The 16,467-nt window shown below is 63.5% G+C and carries 18 protein-coding genes; 2 read left to right on the forward strand and 16 right to left on the reverse strand.

Annotated elements, in window-relative coordinates; translation table 11 throughout:
- Positions 1-656: 656 nt before the first annotated feature.
- Positions 657-1,541 carry an MBL fold metallo-hydrolase gene (locus AC0L3X_RS31465; RefSeq protein WP_473317098.1) on the forward strand — a complete coding sequence of 295 codons (885 nt, stop codon included), beginning with the start codon at positions 657-659 and terminating at the stop codon, positions 1,539-1,541.
- Between the two features lie 142 nt (positions 1,542-1,683).
- Here the strand turns inward: AC0L3X_RS31465 and AC0L3X_RS31470 are convergent, their stop codons facing one another.
- The 10 genes from AC0L3X_RS31470 to AC0L3X_RS31515 form a co-directional block, all read right to left on the reverse strand.
- Positions 1,684-1,938: a DUF3551 domain-containing protein gene (locus tag AC0L3X_RS31470; RefSeq protein WP_063981647.1), complete on the reverse strand. Its 255-nt coding sequence runs from the start codon at positions 1,936-1,938 to the stop codon at positions 1,684-1,686.
- Between the two features lie 13 nt (positions 1,939-1,951).
- The gene (locus tag AC0L3X_RS31475) at positions 1,952-2,989 is read right to left on the reverse strand and encodes a patatin-like phospholipase family protein (RefSeq protein ID WP_063981646.1); all 1,038 of its coding nucleotides are present in this window, start codon (positions 2,987-2,989) and stop codon (positions 1,952-1,954) included.
- A complete protein-coding gene (locus tag AC0L3X_RS31480; RefSeq protein ID WP_063981645.1) occupies positions 2,986-3,915 on the reverse strand; it encodes a polyphosphate kinase 2 family protein in 930 nt (309 codons plus the stop codon). Before AC0L3X_RS31480 ends, AC0L3X_RS31475 begins: the two co-directional genes overlap by 4 nt.
- A complete protein-coding gene (locus tag AC0L3X_RS31485) occupies positions 3,875-4,894 on the reverse strand; it encodes a branched-chain amino acid ABC transporter permease (protein WP_063981644.1) in 1,020 nt (339 codons plus the stop codon). The genes AC0L3X_RS31480 and AC0L3X_RS31485 overlap by 41 nt, the downstream gene beginning before the upstream one ends.
- Positions 4,891-5,772, reverse strand: a complete 882-nt coding sequence (locus tag AC0L3X_RS31490; RefSeq protein WP_063981643.1) for a branched-chain amino acid ABC transporter permease — start codon at positions 5,770-5,772, stop codon at positions 4,891-4,893. The genes AC0L3X_RS31485 and AC0L3X_RS31490 overlap by 4 nt, the downstream gene beginning before the upstream one ends.
- A 13-nt stretch (positions 5,773-5,785) precedes the next feature.
- The gene (locus tag AC0L3X_RS31495) at positions 5,786-6,490 is read right to left on the reverse strand and encodes an ABC transporter ATP-binding protein (RefSeq protein ID WP_028150400.1); all 705 of its coding nucleotides are present in this window, start codon (positions 6,488-6,490) and stop codon (positions 5,786-5,788) included.
- A 3-nt stretch (positions 6,491-6,493) separates the two neighbouring features.
- On the reverse strand, positions 6,494-7,261 hold the full coding sequence (locus tag AC0L3X_RS31500) for an ABC transporter ATP-binding protein (RefSeq protein ID WP_063981642.1): 768 nt from the start codon (positions 7,259-7,261) through the stop codon (positions 6,494-6,496).
- A 15-nt stretch (positions 7,262-7,276) separates the two neighbouring features.
- The gene (locus tag AC0L3X_RS31505; RefSeq protein ID WP_063981641.1) at positions 7,277-8,587 is read right to left on the reverse strand and encodes an ABC transporter substrate-binding protein; all 1,311 of its coding nucleotides are present in this window, start codon (positions 8,585-8,587) and stop codon (positions 7,277-7,279) included.
- Between the two features lie 95 nt (positions 8,588-8,682).
- Positions 8,683-9,387, reverse strand: a complete 705-nt coding sequence (locus AC0L3X_RS31510) for a hypothetical protein (protein WP_063981640.1) — start codon at positions 9,385-9,387, stop codon at positions 8,683-8,685.
- Between the two features lie 29 nt (positions 9,388-9,416).
- Positions 9,417-10,442: an ABC transporter substrate-binding protein gene (locus tag AC0L3X_RS31515; RefSeq protein ID WP_063981639.1), complete on the reverse strand. Its 1,026-nt coding sequence runs from the start codon at positions 10,440-10,442 to the stop codon at positions 9,417-9,419.
- Between the two features lie 139 nt (positions 10,443-10,581).
- Between AC0L3X_RS31515 and AC0L3X_RS31520 the strand changes: the two genes are divergently transcribed.
- Positions 10,582-11,031, forward strand: coding sequence for a cupin domain-containing protein (locus AC0L3X_RS31520; RefSeq protein ID WP_015684397.1), 450 nt, complete (start codon positions 10,582-10,584; stop codon positions 11,029-11,031).
- Between the two features lie 73 nt (positions 11,032-11,104).
- Here AC0L3X_RS31520 and AC0L3X_RS31525 read toward each other — a convergent pair whose 3' ends face one another.
- The 6 genes from AC0L3X_RS31525 to AC0L3X_RS31550 all read right to left on the reverse strand — a co-directional run bounded on the left by AC0L3X_RS31525 (position 11,105) and on the right by AC0L3X_RS31550 (position 16,155).
- Entirely contained in the window at positions 11,105-11,878 is a 774-nt protein-coding gene (locus AC0L3X_RS31525; RefSeq protein ID WP_063981638.1) for an anti-sigma factor family protein, read from the reverse strand.
- Complete coding sequence (locus tag AC0L3X_RS31530; protein WP_210387729.1) at positions 11,875-12,384, reverse strand: sigma-70 family RNA polymerase sigma factor; 510 nt, start codon at positions 12,382-12,384, stop codon at positions 11,875-11,877. The genes AC0L3X_RS31525 and AC0L3X_RS31530 overlap by 4 nt, the downstream gene beginning before the upstream one ends.
- 49 nt (positions 12,385-12,433) lie before the next feature.
- Positions 12,434-13,903 carry a YncE family protein gene (locus AC0L3X_RS31535; RefSeq protein WP_063981637.1) on the reverse strand — a complete coding sequence of 490 codons (1,470 nt, stop codon included), beginning with the start codon at positions 13,901-13,903 and terminating at the stop codon, positions 12,434-12,436.
- Between the two features lie 9 nt (positions 13,904-13,912).
- Positions 13,913-14,449, reverse strand: a complete 537-nt coding sequence (locus AC0L3X_RS31540) for a DUF305 domain-containing protein (protein WP_063981636.1) — start codon at positions 14,447-14,449, stop codon at positions 13,913-13,915.
- A 102-nt stretch (positions 14,450-14,551) separates the two neighbouring features.
- On the reverse strand, positions 14,552-15,337 hold the full coding sequence (locus tag AC0L3X_RS31545; RefSeq protein ID WP_063981635.1) for an ABC transporter permease: 786 nt from the start codon (positions 15,335-15,337) through the stop codon (positions 14,552-14,554).
- The gene (locus AC0L3X_RS31550) at positions 15,337-16,155 is read right to left on the reverse strand and encodes an ABC transporter ATP-binding protein (protein WP_014493075.1); all 819 of its coding nucleotides are present in this window, start codon (positions 16,153-16,155) and stop codon (positions 15,337-15,339) included. The genes AC0L3X_RS31545 and AC0L3X_RS31550 overlap by 1 nt, the downstream gene beginning before the upstream one ends.
- Positions 16,156-16,467: the final 312 nt, after the last annotated feature.

Raw genomic sequence — 16,467 nt, forward strand, 5'->3', positions numbered from 1 at the left:
CGTATCGACGCTATTCGCCCCGGCGCTGTGTCGGAAGTTGGCCAACGCGGCGACATTCTCTTGGCATTTGCCGCGGTGCAGGAACGGGAACCGTCGGCCCCGTGCGGCCGAACATCAACCGAGTGCGATGCGCACAGCAAAGCTCGTCCGTCATTCCGGGAGTCGGCCCGGAATGACGGCGAGGAGGAGGAGGAGAGCAGGATGTCAAAGCGCCTATCGCGGCGGCCGCATCACGGCCATCCGACATGATCGGTGTGATGCAAAATACAGCGCCGGGAAGGTAGGGGCTTTGCCTCACTGATGCAGCCCGCTAAACCTTGACCCGGCGTGCCGTTCGCGGTTTCTGCCGCTATGCGATAGTCCGAACGAGCTCCATCGCACTTAACGCGGCTGGATCTGCGGAGGTGGAGTCATAGACCTCCCCTTGCTCATGAGGTGGACGTTACGCGTCGCGTATTCGCGACCAGCACGATGCTCCTCCCGTGACATAAAACTGTCAAGCAGGATCAATGGTGCCGGTATCACATTTGAGGACGTGTTCCCTCCCACCTCGACAGATTGATCACAGTGGATCAGGGAATAAATTCCCTCCCGCCGCGTTTGTGTCAGAGAGTCCATTCGCCTTCCGCATTCCATCCATTTCCAGAAAGCAAGACATGAAAGCATTACTTTGCATCGCCGCTGTCGCGGCCCTCCTGACTGGATCAGCCTTCGCGCAGACCCCGCCGCAGACCTCGACCAAGAAGGTCGACGGCACCGAGAACGTCTACGTCTTCCGCTATGGCGGTCATCAGTCGATGTTCATCGTGACGCCGCAGGGCGTGATCGCGACCGACCCGATCTCGTATTTGCGTCCGGCAAAGCCCTATATCGACGCCATCAAGGCCGTCACCGACAAGCCGATCAAATACGTCATCTACAGCCACCACCATTACGACCACATCGCCGGCGGCCAGCCCTTCAAGGATCTCGGTGCCACCTTCATTGCGCACCGGCGGACCAAGGAGCGCCTGCTCGAGCTGAAGAAGCAGAATTCGCTGCTCGCCGATGTCGTGATGCCGGACCAGGTGATCGACGACAAGAAGAGCATCACGCTCGGCGGCACCACGCTGGAGCTGAACTATGTCGGCCGCAACCACTCCGACAATTCGCTGGTGATGCGGCTGCCGAAGGAGAAGATCGTCTTCGTCGTCGACTTCGCGCCGATCGAGTCCGTGCAGTTCCGCAACATTCCCGACAACGCCTCGCCGGTCGAGTATATCGCCTCGCTGAAGAAGCTGGCCTCGCTCGACTGGGAGCGGATGATCCCCGGCCATCCCTATGCCGGAGGGCGCTTTGGCACCAAGAAGGACGTCGAGGACGACATCGCGTACATGGAAGATCTGTCCGCGGAGGTGAAGAAGGCCGCCGATGCCGGCAAATGCTTCGACACCGCGATGAAGGAAGTGAAGCTGCCGAAATACGAGAGCTGGGCGAATTACGAGACCGCCCTTCCCGCCAATATCGAGCGTTTCTGCTACTGGTGGGGCCGCGGGTATTGAGGGTCGGCTTGCTCAGACGCGACGAGCTTCGCTCGCGCTGAGATCGTAGGGTGGGCAAAGGCGCTCTTGCGCCGTGCTCACCACCTCTCGCCGGATGAAGATTGGTGGGCACGCTTTGCTTTGCCCACCCTAGGGATCGCCGCTAGCGAACGCGCCGCCCTGTCCTCGCCGACGGCGCCTGCGCGAAATACGGATTCGTCAGACATGTCGCCGGACGCCCCTGCGCGCTTGCCTGACACTGGGCGAACGAGGAGAAAATGCAGTCCATCCGCTCGCCCTCCAACTCGCCGAAGACGTGCAGGCAGACCGGCGCATCGCCCCCATAGGTCTGGGCGCGCGCGGAACCGGCGATCGAGAGCGCGGCGAACAGGGAAACGACGACAGCAGGCTTGTACACGACAACCTCGAAATCAGAGAAACATTTCAGTCAAATCAACCGTCGACGAGCTGCCGATCAAGTCGAAGTTTTGCGTCAGCCAGCTTCGCGCGGCCTCGCGCCCCTCGTCACGCAGACGGCACAACAGACTCCATTCGGGATGGAACTGCGTGGCCGTTCCGAGCTGCGACATCAATTGGTCGTTTCCAATCCAGTGCATGAACATACGGCTGTGCGTGTTGCGATCGAGCTCGCCATTGTCGATCAGCCGGGTCGCGAAGGCAATCGCGCGCATCTCACGCATCAGTGACGAATTGAAGCTGATCTCGTTGATGCGATGGAGAACGTCGGCGGCGCTCGCCGGCAGTTCGTCACGCCGGATCGCGGTCACCTGCACGATGATGACGTCTTGGCTACCTTTTCGATAGATCAGCGGAAAGATCGCGGGATTTCCGAGATAGCCGCCATCCCAATAATGCTCGCCGTCGATCTCGACCGCCTGGAAATATGGCGGCAAACAGGCCGAGGCGAGCACGGTCTCCGCGCTGAGCAGCGGCGTCTGGAACACCTTGATCTTGCCGGTACGGACATTCGTTGCGTTGAGAAAGAGCTGCGGTGCGTCCGGCGATGAATTGAGCCGATCGAAATCGACCACGCGTAGCAGCAACGACCGGAGCGGATTGAAGTGGAGGGGGTTGAGCAGGTTCGGCGGCACCGTGTGCGTCAGCGTGTGGATGAAAGCATGGACAGGGTGATATTCCGGCGGCAGCTTGAGGGCCTGGATCAACTGGTTGAGTGGCGAGAACAGGTCATAGACCTGATCCATCCGCGAGACCTCGTACCAGAACGCATGCAGGTTCTGCCGCGCCGCCTCGGCTCCACCGATGGCCATGCCTGAGGCCAGCACCACCGCATTCATCGCGCCCGCGCTTGTAGCGCTGATCGCCTCGATGGCGAGCCTGCCGTCCTCGAGCACGTGGTCCAGCACGCCCCAGACGAAGGCGCCGTGCGCGCCGCCGCCCTGGAGCGCGAAGTTGACGTTCTTCTGGTTGCTGGTCTCACGGGCGGTCACTTTGCGGGCTTCCGGCCTCCCTTCCCCTCGCGCTCCAGCGCCTTGCGCACCTCGTCGAATTCGCCAAGCGAGGCCTTGTCGGCGCGGGGGAAGCGCAGGTCGAGCTTTTCGAGCGCCGCGACGATCGCCGAGCCGATCACGACGCGCGCGAACCATTTGTGGTCGGCCGGCACGACATACCAGGGCGCGTGCGACGTTGCCGTATGCCGGACGATGTCCTGATAGACCGCCTGGTAGCGCGGCCACAGCGCGCGCTCCTTGATGTCGTCCATCGAGAACTTCCACTGCTTGGCCGGTTCCTCGAGCCGCTCAAGGAAGCGCTCGCGCTGCTCCTCCTTGGATAGATTGAGGAAGAATTTCAGAACCACCGTGCCGTTGCGGCTGAGATGGCGCTCGAAAGCGGAGATGTCCTCGAACCGCTCCTTCCAGATGTTCTTGGTGACGAGCCCTTGCGGCAGCTTCTGCCTGGCAAGAATCTCCGGGTGCACCCGCGTGACCAGGCACTCCTCGTAATGGGAGCGGTTGAAGATGCCGATATGGCCGCGCTCGGGCAGCGCGATCGCGTGGCGCCAGAGGAAATCGTGATCGAGCTCCTTGGTGCTCGGCGCCTTGAAAGCATGGACCTCGCAGCCCTGCGGATTGATGCCCTCGAAGATCGCCTTGATCGCAGAATCCTTGCCGGCGGCGTCCATGGCCTGGAGCACGATCAGCACCGACCAGCGGTCCTGGGCGTAGAGCTTCTCCTGAAACTCGATCATCCGCTTCTTGTTGGCGTCGAGAATCTCCTGCGCCTTCTCCTTGTCGAGATCGCCCTTCTCGTTGGTCTTGTAATCCTTGAGGTGAAACTTGCCCGATCCGTCGTAACGGAACGGCGTGATGTAGCTGTCAAGTTCCTGGGCGAGCGATTTGGACGGCTTCTTGCTCATGAGCGCGGGGCACCTTGCGTTGCGGCTTCAATCGGTCGAGCAGGCTACCAAGGATGCCCTTGGGAAGGAATATGATGAAAAGGACCAGCAGCACGCCATAGACGAGGTTGTCCCAGCCGACCGCCTTGGTGCCGAAGCCGATACGCAGGGTTTCCGCCAGCAGAATGGTGATGACAGCGCCAAAGGTCGGGCCGAGCGAGACGAACAGGCCGCCGACGATGGCCGCGAACACCATCTGGAGAGACACCGCGATGCCGCTGACGGTGTCGGGGGTGATGAACATCTGGTACTGGCAGTACATTGCGCCGGCGAGCGCCGTCATCACCGCACTGAGCAGCGTGATCTTCAGCTTCTCCGCGGTGACATCGACGCCGGCGGCGGCCGCGGCATCCTCGTCCTCCGAGATCGCCTCGAGCGCGTAGCGGGCCATGCTGCGGTCGACCCAGTGCCAGACCACGATGCCGAAAAGCCAGACCCCGAGCGCGATCAGATACCAGGTCGTCTTGTCGTCGAATTGCAGCGCCAGCAGCTTGTTGCCGGAGGCGCGATTCGGCGTATAGCCGAGCGAGCCGCCGGTATAGTCGCGCGTCGCGGTAATGACCTGAAGCACGATGCCTGACAGCGCCAGCGTCACCAGCACGAAATAATGTCCGGTGATACGGAAGCGGAAGCAGGGATAGCCGACGATTAGCGCCAGCGCACCCGCCGCAACCATGCTGATGGGGATGCCGATCCAGGGCGACCAGCCCAGATGATTCCAGAGCAGCGCGGTGACATAGGCGCCGATCCCCATGAAGCCGCCATGGCCGAGCGAGACCAGACCGAACCGTCCCATCATCGACCAGGACGTGTAGGCGAACGACCAGATCAGGATCAGCACCAGAATGTGCAGATGATAGGGGTCGCGATAGAGGAAGGGCAGCGCGATCAATGCTGCAAGCCCGATTGCCCACGCCACAAGCCGGCCCTGCCCCATCATCGGCGCCTCGCAAGCAGGCCCGCGGGCCGGATGAACATCATGACGATGAAGAAGGCGAAGGCGAGCACGTAGCCCCATTCGAGGTCGGAGAACAGGCCGCCGAGCGAGATGATCTCGGCGAACACAAAGGCGGCGATGAAGCCGCCGATGAAATTGCCGAGCCCCCCGAGCACGCAGATCAGGAAGGTGATCGGTCCGAAGGAGAGGCCGACGAAGGGATGCACGTCATATTGCAGCACCAGCAGGCAAGCGGCGAGCCCAGCCAGCGCGCCGCCGAGCGCGGAGGTGATGAGATACATTCTCTTCGTGTCGACGCCCATCAGCGCCATGATCTGCCGATCCTGGGAGATGGCGCGGATCGCGGTGCCGGTGAAGGTGCGGGTCATGAACAGGTACACTGCGACCATGCCGACCAGCGCGGCCAGAAAGGATAGCAGCCGCGCGTAGCTGAAATTCATGTCGCCGAAGGCGAGCACCGGCAGGCGGATGCCGAGATTGCGGAAGTCGATGCCGAAGGCGACGGTGGCAAAGCTCTGGAGCACGAACAGCACCCCGCCTGTCGCAAGCAGCTGGTTGATCGGCGGCGCGGTGAGCAGCGGCGCGATCACGAGGTAGTGCAGCGCGGCGCCGAGGATCGCGACGAGCAAAATGGTGAACGGCGCTGCGATGAAGTAGCTGAGGCCGTAATACTGCACGATGAAATACATGGCGTACATGCCGATCATCACCAGCTCTGCGTAGCAGATCCAGGTCACGTCGATGACGCCAAAGATCAAATTGAGCCCGAGCGCGAGCAGTGCCAGCACGCCGCCGAGCAGGATGCCGTTGATCACGGCCTCCAGCAGATAGATGTCGAAAATGCCCAAAAAAGCTTGCATGCCTGCATGAACCTCATACCCCGAGATACGCTTCCTTGACCGTGTCGCTCGCCAGCATCTCGGCCGAGGTGCCGGACGCCCGGATCGTGCCCGCCTCGATCAGATAGGCGCGATCAACCACTTTCAGCACCTGCTGCACGTTTTGCTCGACGATCAGCACCGTCAGGCCACGGGCGCGGATCCGCTTCACCAGCTCGAACACCTGCTGCACCACGACTGGCGCCAGCCCCGCCGACGGCTCGTCGAGCAGCAGGAGTTTTGGATTCGACATCAGCGCGCGGCCGATCGCGCACATCTGCTGCTCGCCGCCGGACATGGTGCCGGCCATCTGGTGGCGGCGTTCCTTCAGGCGCGGAAACAGGTCGAACACGACATCCAGCCGCTCGGCATAGTGGCCGCGCGCTTCCTTCATGAAGGCGCCCATCTTGAGATTGTCGTCGACCGTGAGCTGCGGAAACAGCCGCCGGTTCTCCGGCACATGGGCGATCCCGAGGCTGACGATCTTGTGCGGCGGCGTCGCCACGACATCGACGCCCTCCATCCTGATCGACCCGCGCGTGGGACGGATCAGGCCGGAGATGACGCGCATCAGGGTGGTCTTGCCGGCGCCGTTCGGACCGATGACGCCGACGGCCTCGCCCGCTTTCACGTCAAGATTGACGTCGAACAGCGCCTGGAACGTGCCGTAACCCGCGCTGACCGAACGAAGCTCCAGCATCGTCTAGCCTCCCGAGCGGCGGCGCGCTTCCGCCGCCGCGGCCTGCGTGGTCTCGGCATCGGTGCCGAGATAGACCTCGATGACGCGCGGGTCGCCGGCAACCGCGCTCGGCAAGCCTTCCGAGATCTTCTCGCCGTGATCGAGCACCATGACGCGGTCGACGACGCGCATCAGCACGCCCATGATGTGCTCGACCCAGATGATCGTGATGCCGAGCTCGTCGCGGATGTTGCGCAGCATGTCCGCCGCCTGGTCCATCTCGGTCTCGTCGAGACCGCCGAGGCTCTCGTCGGCAAGCAGCAGTTTTGGCGCGGTGGCGAGCGCCTTCGCCAATTCGAGCTTCTTCAGGCCGGCTGCGCCCAGGCCATCGACGCTGGCATGGCGATCGGTCGGCAAGCCCACCATCGCAAGTGACCGCTCGGCCGCCTCCTCCGCCCTGGCACGGCTGTGGCGGCCCTGGCCGTAGAAGCCGGCCAGTGCGACATTCTCGAAGATTGTCAGGCGCCGGAACGGCCGCGGAATCTGGAAGGTGCGGCCGATGCCGCTGTTGATGATCCGGTGCGGCGCAAGGCCTGCGATCTCGGCGCCGCCGAACAGGATCGAGCCGGTTGTCGGCGCCAGCGTGCCGGAGAGCATGTTGAAGATCGTGCTCTTGCCCGAGCCGTTGGGGCCGATCAGGCCGAGGATCTCGCCCTGATCGACCCGAAACGACACGTTGTTGACGGCGGTGAAGCCACCAAACCGCTTCACCAGCCCGCTGACTTCCAGCACCGCCCTGCTCCGCCGCTACTGGTTGCTGTAGGTGGTGCCCTTCGGCAGCGGCAGCACGGCCTCGCGCTGCGCCTGACTCTTGGGCCACACCACAGAGGATTTGTCGTCGATGTACTGGATCACGACCGGGAATGAGCGCTCGTTCTGCCCGGCCATCGGCGTGCCCTCGCCGTAGAACTTGACGCCGAAGCCGAGCATCGTGCCGCCTTCGGGGATGTCGGTGTCGAGCGCGGCCTTGCGCAGCGCGTCGGGATCGACGCCGCCATACTTTTTGATCGCGCGCGGCAGCACATCACTCATGAACACGTAAGTGTTGGACGCGCCGATGCCGACATGCGCCGAGCGGATGGCAACGCCGGGCCTGATCTTGTCGAACTCCTCGCCGACCATCTTGATGACGGGCGGGAGCTTGGGATCCATGGTCTTCTGGTTGGCGAGCCAGATCGAGATCGGGTCGGTGTTGAAGATGTAGGTAGCGTCGACCCCCATCCCCTCTTTCAGCTTCTCGTAGACGCCGTAGCCGGCGCCATGGCCCATCAGCGCGCCGAACTTCAGCCCCTGCTCGCGGGCCTGGCGCAGCAACAGCGTGATGTCAGGGTTGTAGCCGGTGTGGAAGATGACATCGGGCTTGGCACGCTTCAGCTTGGTCACCAGCGCGGAGAGATCGGGCGCCGTCGCCGAATAGCCTTCCTTCATCACGACGTTGAAGCCCGCCTTCTTCGCGCCTGCCTCATTGCCCCTGGAGACGTCGACGCCATAGGCGCCATCCTCGTGGATGATGGCGACGCGCAGGTCCTTCGGCTCCTTGTCGAACTTCGCCTTGGCATTCTGCGCGATGAAATCCATCGTCATCATGCCGAACTGGTCGCCGCTCGCCTGCGGGCGGAACACGTATTTGTAGCCCTTGTCGTTGAACACGGCCGACGAGATGCAGGTCGTCATCCACATGAACTTCTTGAGCTGCTCGACGCGGGCGGCGACCGGCACGCATTGCGCCGAGGAGAAGAAGCCGAGCACCATGTCCACCTTCTCCTGCTCGAGCAGGCGGACGGATTCGTTGATGGCGATGTCGGGCTTGCTCTGCGCGTCGGCGTAGACCGCCTCGATCATGTAGCCCTCGACGCCGGTCTTGGCGAAATGGTCGAGAATAATTTTTGCGCCGATATAGCCGAGCTCAGATCCACCGCCCGCGAGAGGCCCGGTCAGGTCGAAAACAACGCCGATCTTGATCTTCTTCTCTTGAGCCTGGGCCGAAGCCATCAAGCCCGTCGCTGATATCGCGACCAACAGCCCACGTACCAAGCGGGCAGCCATGCGCAGGCGCATTAAAACCTCCCTGGACGATTGTGCATTGCAGTCTTCTTGCTTTTGCTTTTTGGCCCATCACATGGGCTGGGGGCAGCGATGTCAAGCCTCGCGCTTCAGCGCGACGCGAACTGCTGCTCGATAAAGGCCGTGACAAATCGCGGCATGGTCGGCGTGAGATCACTCATCCCGCGCACGAGATGAATGGCCGACAACTCCGGTTCGGCTTCGCGGGCGAGGTTGGCCTCGATCCGGGCCCGGGCCACGTCACCCGGCATGTCCAGGTTGATGATTTGAATCATTGCAATCGACGGACCAGTGACGACACAGTGCCAGTCCGGCTGGGTCCGGTAGTCGGCCGCGGTCAAGCCGGTCTCTTCCCCGAGTTCGCGGATGACACTGCCGGGAATGTCGAGCGCGCCGTCACTGACGTCGTCCAGATCGGGCGTGCCCGAGGGGAAATAGATGCGGCCCGCATTGGCGGTGTGCTGCGCCATCTCGCCCATGATGAAGGCGCCGTCGGAGGCGCGCAGCGCGCCCATGCCAAAACCGTTGAACACGGCCCTGTCGGGAAAGCCCCAGTCGCGCCAGGCAAGGAAGCTCGCGAAATCCGTCTCGAAATAGGTCGCGGCGAGATGGCCGTCCGTGAACACGGCATCGCGCCCGAGCAGGACGCGGCCGTTCCACATCTTCGGCCGCTCGCGCTGCTTCTCGGCGAAATGCGCCGCGATCTCGGCGCGGCGTTCCTCCGCGAACGGCCAGGCGATTGGCCGCACGGCAAGATCAAGCGTCGTGACGCGATGAATGACCAATGACGTCATGACAGCTGATTACAATGCCTTCGCGTCAGTTATTTGGCATTCCCCGTGGTCTTCTTGGCCTGATCGACATACTTGTTGGTAAAGGTCTTGCTGACGTCGATCTTGGCGGCGGCCACCTCGGGCGAGCCGACGCTGAACACCGCGAGCACCGCGTCCGCGCCCTTCGGGTCCATCTTGCCGGTTTCGGAGAACATCGGGATCGTGTTCTTCAGCGCGGCGAGATAAAGCTCCTTGTTCTTGCCGACCATCTCGTCCGGCATCTTCGCCATGATCTCCTCCGGCGAATGCGAATGGATCCAGCCGATCGTGGCCAGCATTGCGTTGGTGAGCGCCTGCGTTTCCTTCTCGTGGCCGTTGATCCAGGCCACGGTCGAGTACAGCGCGCCGCCCGGATATTCGCCGCCGAACGTCTCGAGCGTGTCCTTCTGGGTCCGGGTGTCGCTGAGGATGAGCAGATCCTTGTGGCTGCCTTGGAGCACGGTGACGGAGGGATCGAGCATCACGGCGGCGTCAATCTGCCCCTGCTCCATCGCGGCCACGGCGGTGGCGCCGAGGCCGACGCCGATCACGGCGGTGCCGGCGGGATCGAGCCCGTTCTTCTTGAGCAAATATTTGAGGAAGAAGTCGGTCGAGGAGCCGGGCGCGCTGACGCCGACCTTCTTGCCGGCGAGATCCTTGATCGACTTGATTTCGTTCGTGTGCGACGGCGAGACCACCAGCACGAGGCCGGGATAACGGTCATAGACCACGAAGGCTTGAAGCTCCTGCTTCTTGGCGGCGAGGTTGACGCAATGGTCGAAATAGCCGGAGACCACGTCGGCGCTGCCGCCGAGCACGGCCTTCAGCGCGTCCGAGCCGCCCTTGAGGTCCACGAGCTCGACATTGAGGCCCGCCTTCTCGTATTCGCCGAGCTGCTTTGCCAGCACCGTCGGCAGATAGCACAGGCAGGCGCCGCCGCCGATCGCGATGGTGACCTTGCTTTGCGCCGCGGCAAGACCGGTGGTGAGCGTGAGCGCGAGCAGCGCGCCGGCGAGCCTGGCAATCGTGTTCTTCATTGGTTTCCTCCGTTCGGCCGGCGGCACCATAGAGCAGCGGGACTGGCTTGAGAAGCACCGCTTAAGTGGCACTGGCCATTGGCCTTTCGGCGCAATAACATGCTCAGACAAGAACAATTCTTGATGGGGAGGATCATCCATGAATCGCCTTGCAATCGGGCTGTCGATCGCCGCCGCCTTTGCCGCCGGATGCGGCGCAAACCAACTGCTCCGGCCGGCGCTGGCCGCGGAGAACGTCACCGCGCAGATCATCCATACCGGCGAGATGGAAGGCGACGCGCTCGGGCCCGCCAACAATGTCGGCTACCGTTCCAAGATGTTTGCCAGCGCCGACGGCGCCACCATCTCGATCCAGGTCGGCAATGTGCCCAAGCACATGCATCCCAACACCAACGAGATCCAGTACATCCTGGACGGGACCGGGACGATCTGGCTCGGCGACAAGGAGGTGACGGTGAAACCCGGCGACCTCGTCATCATCCCCAAGGGAACGCCGCATGGCGGCACCAAGCCGATCAGCGGTCAAGTCAAGGCCATCGCGATCAAGACGCCTCCGCAGGCGCCCGATGACACCAAGCTGCTGGATTAGGCTCCCCGCAACTCGGGCCGGTTGAACGTTCGGGCTCGCACTGCCGTGCGGGCCCATTTCGTCGGTTTCGAGGCTAGATCGGGCGCGTCTGCTTCCGGATCTCGTTCGCGATCGGCTTGAGGGTGTCTCCCGGAAGCTGGCCGACGAGCGTGTAACCCATGCCGCCATCTGCCCACACGAAGCCCGCGACATCGCCGGTCGATTGCGGCATCATCGGCGTATCCAGGTTGCGGTTGCTCATCGGACGCGTCAGCACGACAAGCCGGTCGCCGCGATCGTCATCGTACATGAACATCGCGGCCGGGCCGTGCGACGTCGCAACCAGGCGACCGCCCATCAACCGATAACCTGAGCCGGAGAGGTCCGGCACCTTGACCGGCTGTTTCAGCCGATTCGATACCCATCGCGTGAGCTCGGCACTGTCGGACGCCCTTATCTCGACCGGCCGCACGCGGTCCGGTGCGTAAACGCCATACGAATAGGCCGCCTCCTGTGCCAGCGCAGACAGTCCGTTCGAGCCCTCCTGCAAGACGCCGCGCATGGTCCATCCGCCGAGACCGCCGATGCCGAGAAGCAACATCGCAGCGATCGCCCACCACGCCCGCATGGGAGACCGCCTCCGGCTTTCGATGATGTGCGACAGATTCAGCTCGGCCGGCAACGGCTCGTCGGCGATCGACGCAAATGCCCCGCGCAGCTGCTCGCGCTGGGTGGCGAAGGCCGCAACGCGCGTGGCGACATCCTGATGATCGTCCAGATAGGATGCGACCTCCGCGCGCCGCTCAGGCTCGAGCGCCTGGTCGACATAGGCGTGGAGATCATCCTCGGTGATCGGCCGGCGGTTCATTTCACGCCCCGCAATGCCACGACGTTCCCTGGAGCCACGCCCTCCATCTCCTGCAATAGCCTCTCCCGCGCGCGCGACAGGCGTGACATCACGGTCCCGACCGGGATCTTCAGCACTCCCGCGGCGTCCGCGTAGGATAGATCCTCAACCGCAACAAGCAACAACACGGCACGCTGCTCTTCCGGCAGTCTCGCAAGCTTTTTCAGGACATCCTGATAGATCAGCCTGTGCTCCTGCGCGGCGGCACTGACAAGCTCACGCTCGCCTGCATCGTCGATCGGCATATGCCTGCCCCGCGCCGTCGCCTGACGGAATTGCGTGACCGCCAGATTGTGGAGGATGCTGAACAGCCAGGCGCGCACGCTGCCGTCGCGCCGCTGATGCCAATGGCTGACGGCACGCTCCAGGCAATCCTGAACCAGATCATCGGCAGCCACGCGATCGCGCAAAAGCGCGCGCGCGTAGCGGCGGAGCGCGGGGATAAGCGGCTCGACCTGAACCAGCATGTCCTTCACGAGCCGCTCCACCTGCCCTTTGCCGACGTCGGACGGCGCGTCATCGCGCCTCGATCTGGACCGCCTCACCAGGCATGGCCGCGTCACCGGCCGCAATCACCAGGTACCGCCTTGCTTCAGCGGCGGACTGGTCGACGATCTGCCGGATCGGACCGGCCACATTGACGATGGCAGATCCAGCCGGATTGGTCATGAACGCCGCCAACGGCTGCAACGGGCCACTGCCGTCGCCATGCTCCGCCAGGGCAAGCACATATTTCTGCTTGGGCTGAAGTCCCGTCACCGAAGCCTGCAAGATCTGAATCAGGCCCTGATCGAACAGCGACACGCTGGTCGGCGCCGTGCCGTCCTTCGCACCGTCCTTCGACGCAAGCGTGAGATGAGCGACTTGGCCGGCAACGCCGAGGGCCTGCAAATTCTGGCGGTCATCAGGGTTAGGCGCAGCATTTGGAACATACGCGATTGCCTGCGGCGCCTGGCCGATCGGAACGTTCCCGACCACCTTATTGGTCGCCGTGTCGATGGCCGCGAGTGCGTCCGCGTTCTCCAGCCCCACATAGATGCGCGTGCCATCGCCGGACGGCCAGACGCCGTGCGGCAGATTGCCGACCGGGATCGTCGCGACCTGCGAGAAATCGTCGGTGCGGAACACTTTTACTTCGTTCAGGCCACCGATGGTGACGTAGGCGAACGTGCCCTTGGCGGTGTGCGCGAAATTGACGTGGTTGGTGATCGGCCCGGTATCGATCGTCTTGATCGCGTTGAACGGTGGCCTGGCGTTGAACACCTGTGTCCGGCCGACGTCCTTCAGCGTGAACCACACCTGGTTTCCATCCGGCGTCGCCGCGATGTTCGGGCAGAATGGGCTCTCCTGCTTCACCGTGGCGATGATCTTGTGCTCGGCCACCGAGACGACGTCGGTCTCGGGATTGAACGACGAGCAGATGTAGCCGTATTTGCCGTCGGGTGAGAAAATCTGCATGCCCGGCCCGTTCGGGGTCGTGATGCGAGTCTTCTCCTTGAAGCTGATCGGATCGATGACGGAGACGTAGTTCTCGCCGCGAACGGTGACCCACACTTCCTTGCCGTCCGGCGTGAAGAACGCCTCGTGCGGCGATCGTCCGACGTAAGTGATATGCTTGACCGCGTTGGTCGCGGTGTCGATGAAGCTCACCGAATTGGAACCGATCGACACCACGGCGAGCGTCTTGTGATCGGGCGAAAAGCCCATACCGTGCACGAGCACCTGCCCCTTGTAGAGCGGGCTGAAATTGCCTGGCTGCGGGTCGCCCAGCCGGATCACGCCAAGCAGCTTGTTATCGACGGGATCGGTGACCGAGACCGTATTCGAGAACTGCTCTGCGGCGTACACACGGTCGTGGTGGCTGATCGGAATATCGGGGCCGGACAGCGCGCCCGGCGCCTGCCCCGCCCTCGCGACCGAACCCGTCGCAAGCATCGTGGCCGCCAGGAAAATGCTCTTCATCATGGTGCTTCGTGACGTGGTCATCTGCGACTCCTACTTCTTCATTCCCGTGGACATATCCATCTGCATGCCCGGATGATGATGGACGGTTGTGTTGGGAGCGGAGGGCGGTTGGGTCGGGGCGGGCGTGGTGTCTGTCGCCGGCTCGCCGATCGCGAGCTTCATGGCCGCGATCTCCTGCATCTGGTCGACGATGATTTCCTGGGCGATGCGCCGCAGCTGCTCGTTCTTGCCATAGCGCAATTCGATGACCGCCATCTCGATCGCGCCCTGATGATGCGGACTCATCATTGCGACGAAGTCGCGATCGATGTCGCCGGTCGGCTTGGCCGCCATGTCGTTCATCATCTTGGTCATCGCCGCTTCGTTTTCTTCCAAAAACGCACGCTCCTCCGTGCTCACCGCGGCCGGCGGGGCGGCCGGATGGGATTCATGCGCGAACACGAGCAGCGGGAGTGCGGACGCGACCAGAATTGGCGCGGCAAGGAACGCCGTACCGAGGCCGGGCCTGGGCCATCGGCATCTGCCTGCGAACACCGCTACGGCGCGGCGGAACTGTGAGGGGGGCATCCTGAACTCCCATGCAGGTGGTTGCATGGGGGTATGACGTATGGCCGGGCGTTCTATTCCGGGCGGTCAATCACATAAACGTCAGCAGCCAAACGAGGCGGACTACCCCCGCCCGTCCACGGTCGGGCGCCAGACCAGCAGCCTGCGCTCAACCAGCGTCACCCCGAAGTCGATCAGGATGACGAAGGCCGACAACACGAACATGCCGGCGAACACACCGGCGACGTCGAAGATGCCTTCGGCCTGCTGGATCAGATAGCCGAGCCCCGCCGCCGATCCCAGATATTCGCCGACGACTGCGCCGACCACGGCGAAGCCGACCGAGGTGTGCAGCGAGGAGAACATCCACGACAGCGCCGACGGCCAATAGACATGCTGCATCAGCTGCCGCTCGCTCATGCCGAGCATGCGGCCATTGTCGAGCACGGTGCGGCTGACCTCCTTGACGCCCTGATAGACGTTGAAGAACACGATGAAGAACACCAGAGTCACGCCGAGCGCGACCTTGGACCAGATGCCGAGGCCCAGCCACAGCGCGAAGATCGGCGCAAGCACGACGCGGGGCAGCGCGTTGACCATCTTGACGTAAGGATCGAACACCGCGGCAACCAGCGGCTGGCGCGCGAACCAGAAGCCGACCAGCACGCCGCCGAGCGATCCGATCACGAACGCCAGAATCGATTCCGTCAACGTGATGCCGAGATGCTTCCAGATCACGCCGGACGAGAACCATTTGACGATCTGGCTGAACACGTCGACCGGGTTGGAGAAGAAGAACGGTGGCAACAGGATTTTTCCGAACACCGGCACGGTCGCAAAGAGCTGCCACAGTGCAAGGCAGACAACGGCGACCAGGACTTGCAGCGCAAGCAGCGTCACGCGCGACATCAGATCGCCTCCGCCGCTTGGGTCGATTGCGCGTAGCCCTTCATCACCTCGTCCTTGAGCACGCTCCAGATCTCGCGGTGGAGCGCATGGAACTCCTTGTCCAGCCGCACCTCGAAAATATCGCGCGGGCGCGGCAAGCTCACGCGCCAGTCGCCGATGATGCGCGAGGACGGCCCCGCCGACATGATCACGACGCGGTCGGCGAGCGCGATCGCCTCTTCGAGATCATGGGTCACGAACAGCACGGCCTTGCGGTCGGCATTCCAGAGGTCGAGCAGCAGATTGCCCATCACCTGGCGGGTCTGCGCATCGAGCGGCCCGAACGGCTCGTCCATCAGGAGTATCTTTGGGTCGCGGATCAGCACCTGTGCCAGCGCCACGCGCTTGCGCTGGCCGCCCGAGAGCATGTGCGGATAACGGTTGGCGAAGGCGCCGAGGCCGACGGAAGTCAGCCATTTTTGCGCGCGTTGCAGCGCCTCGGCGCGGGGCGTGCCCGCGATCTCGAGCCCGATCGCAACATTGTCGAGCGCGGTCTTCCAGGGGAACAGCGCATCGGCCTGGAACAGGTAGCCGGCGTCCCGGTTCAGCCCCGCAAGCGGCCGGTCGAAAATCTTGATGCTGCCGGCGGCGGGCTTGAGCAGGCCGGCCGCGACGTTGAGCAGGGTCGATTTCCCGCAGCCGGTCGGCCCGACGATGGCGACGAACTCGCCCTGCGCGACCGAAAGATGGGCCTTCTCCACCGCCGTATAGACCCGGTCGTCCCCCAGCCGGAACGCGACTTTGGCGTCTTCCAGCGCCACTGCCGTGGGCGTCGTCATGTGTTCCCTCCGAACTTGGCCCGATGCCTTAGCCGCTCGCGCGGCCAAGTTCAATCGAGCCGCCAAGCGTGCTACGCATGGGGTCCGTCGCCTCCTTCACCCTCCCCTGGAGGGGGAGGGTCGGTGCGCATGAAGCGAAGCGGAATGCGGACCGGGGTGGGGTGACGGTCCCTCCACGTCCAACACCGCCCGTGTTGAGAGATGGCCCCCCCCCCCCCGCCCGCGCACGGAGCGGGCGATGGGGCGGCCCCACCCCCCCCCCCCGGGGGGGGGGGGAGGGGGGGGCCGCCCCCGGGGGGACGGGGGGGGGGG

Source organism: Bradyrhizobium sp. MI1.7, from assembly GCF_055811795.1.

What these genes read in the sequence shown, in the direction of transcription:
- AC0L3X_RS31465 (WP_473317098.1), top strand. Translation starts at nt 657, where the DNA reads ATGAAAGCATTACTTTGCATCGCCGCTGTCGCGGCCCTCCTGACTGGA.
- AC0L3X_RS31480 (WP_063981645.1), bottom strand. Translation starts at nt 3,915, where the DNA reads ATGAGCAAGAAGCCGTCCAAATCGCTCGCCCAGGAACTTGACAGCTAC.
- AC0L3X_RS31485 (WP_063981644.1), bottom strand. Translation starts at nt 4,894, where the DNA reads ATGATGGGGCAGGGCCGGCTTGTGGCGTGGGCAATCGGGCTTGCAGCA.
- AC0L3X_RS31490 (WP_063981643.1), bottom strand. Translation starts at nt 5,772, where the DNA reads ATGCAAGCTTTTTTGGGCATTTTCGACATCTATCTGCTGGAGGCCGTG.
- AC0L3X_RS31495 (WP_028150400.1), bottom strand. Translation starts at nt 6,490, where the DNA reads ATGCTGGAGCTTCGTTCGGTCAGCGCGGGTTACGGCACGTTCCAGGCG.
- AC0L3X_RS31505 (WP_063981641.1), bottom strand. Translation starts at nt 8,587, where the DNA reads ATGCGCCTGCGCATGGCTGCCCGCTTGGTACGTGGGCTGTTGGTCGCG.
- AC0L3X_RS31510 (WP_063981640.1), bottom strand. Translation starts at nt 9,387, where the DNA reads ATGACGTCATTGGTCATTCATCGCGTCACGACGCTTGATCTTGCCGTG.
- AC0L3X_RS31515 (WP_063981639.1), bottom strand. Translation starts at nt 10,442, where the DNA reads ATGAAGAACACGATTGCCAGGCTCGCCGGCGCGCTGCTCGCGCTCACG.
- AC0L3X_RS31520 (WP_015684397.1), top strand. Translation starts at nt 10,582, where the DNA reads ATGAATCGCCTTGCAATCGGGCTGTCGATCGCCGCCGCCTTTGCCGCC.
- AC0L3X_RS31525 (WP_063981638.1), bottom strand. Translation starts at nt 11,878, where the DNA reads ATGAACCGCCGGCCGATCACCGAGGATGATCTCCACGCCTATGTCGAC.
- AC0L3X_RS31530 (WP_210387729.1), bottom strand. Translation starts at nt 12,384, where the DNA reads ATGCTGGTTCAGGTCGAGCCGCTTATCCCCGCGCTCCGCCGCTACGCG.
- AC0L3X_RS31535 (WP_063981637.1), bottom strand. Translation starts at nt 13,903, where the DNA reads ATGACCACGTCACGAAGCACCATGATGAAGAGCATTTTCCTGGCGGCC.
- AC0L3X_RS31540 (WP_063981636.1), bottom strand. Translation starts at nt 14,449, where the DNA reads ATGCCCCCCTCACAGTTCCGCCGCGCCGTAGCGGTGTTCGCAGGCAGA.
- AC0L3X_RS31545 (WP_063981635.1), bottom strand. Translation starts at nt 15,337, where the DNA reads ATGTCGCGCGTGACGCTGCTTGCGCTGCAAGTCCTGGTCGCCGTTGTC.
- AC0L3X_RS31550 (WP_014493075.1), bottom strand. Translation starts at nt 16,155, where the DNA reads ATGACGACGCCCACGGCAGTGGCGCTGGAAGACGCCAAAGTCGCGTTC.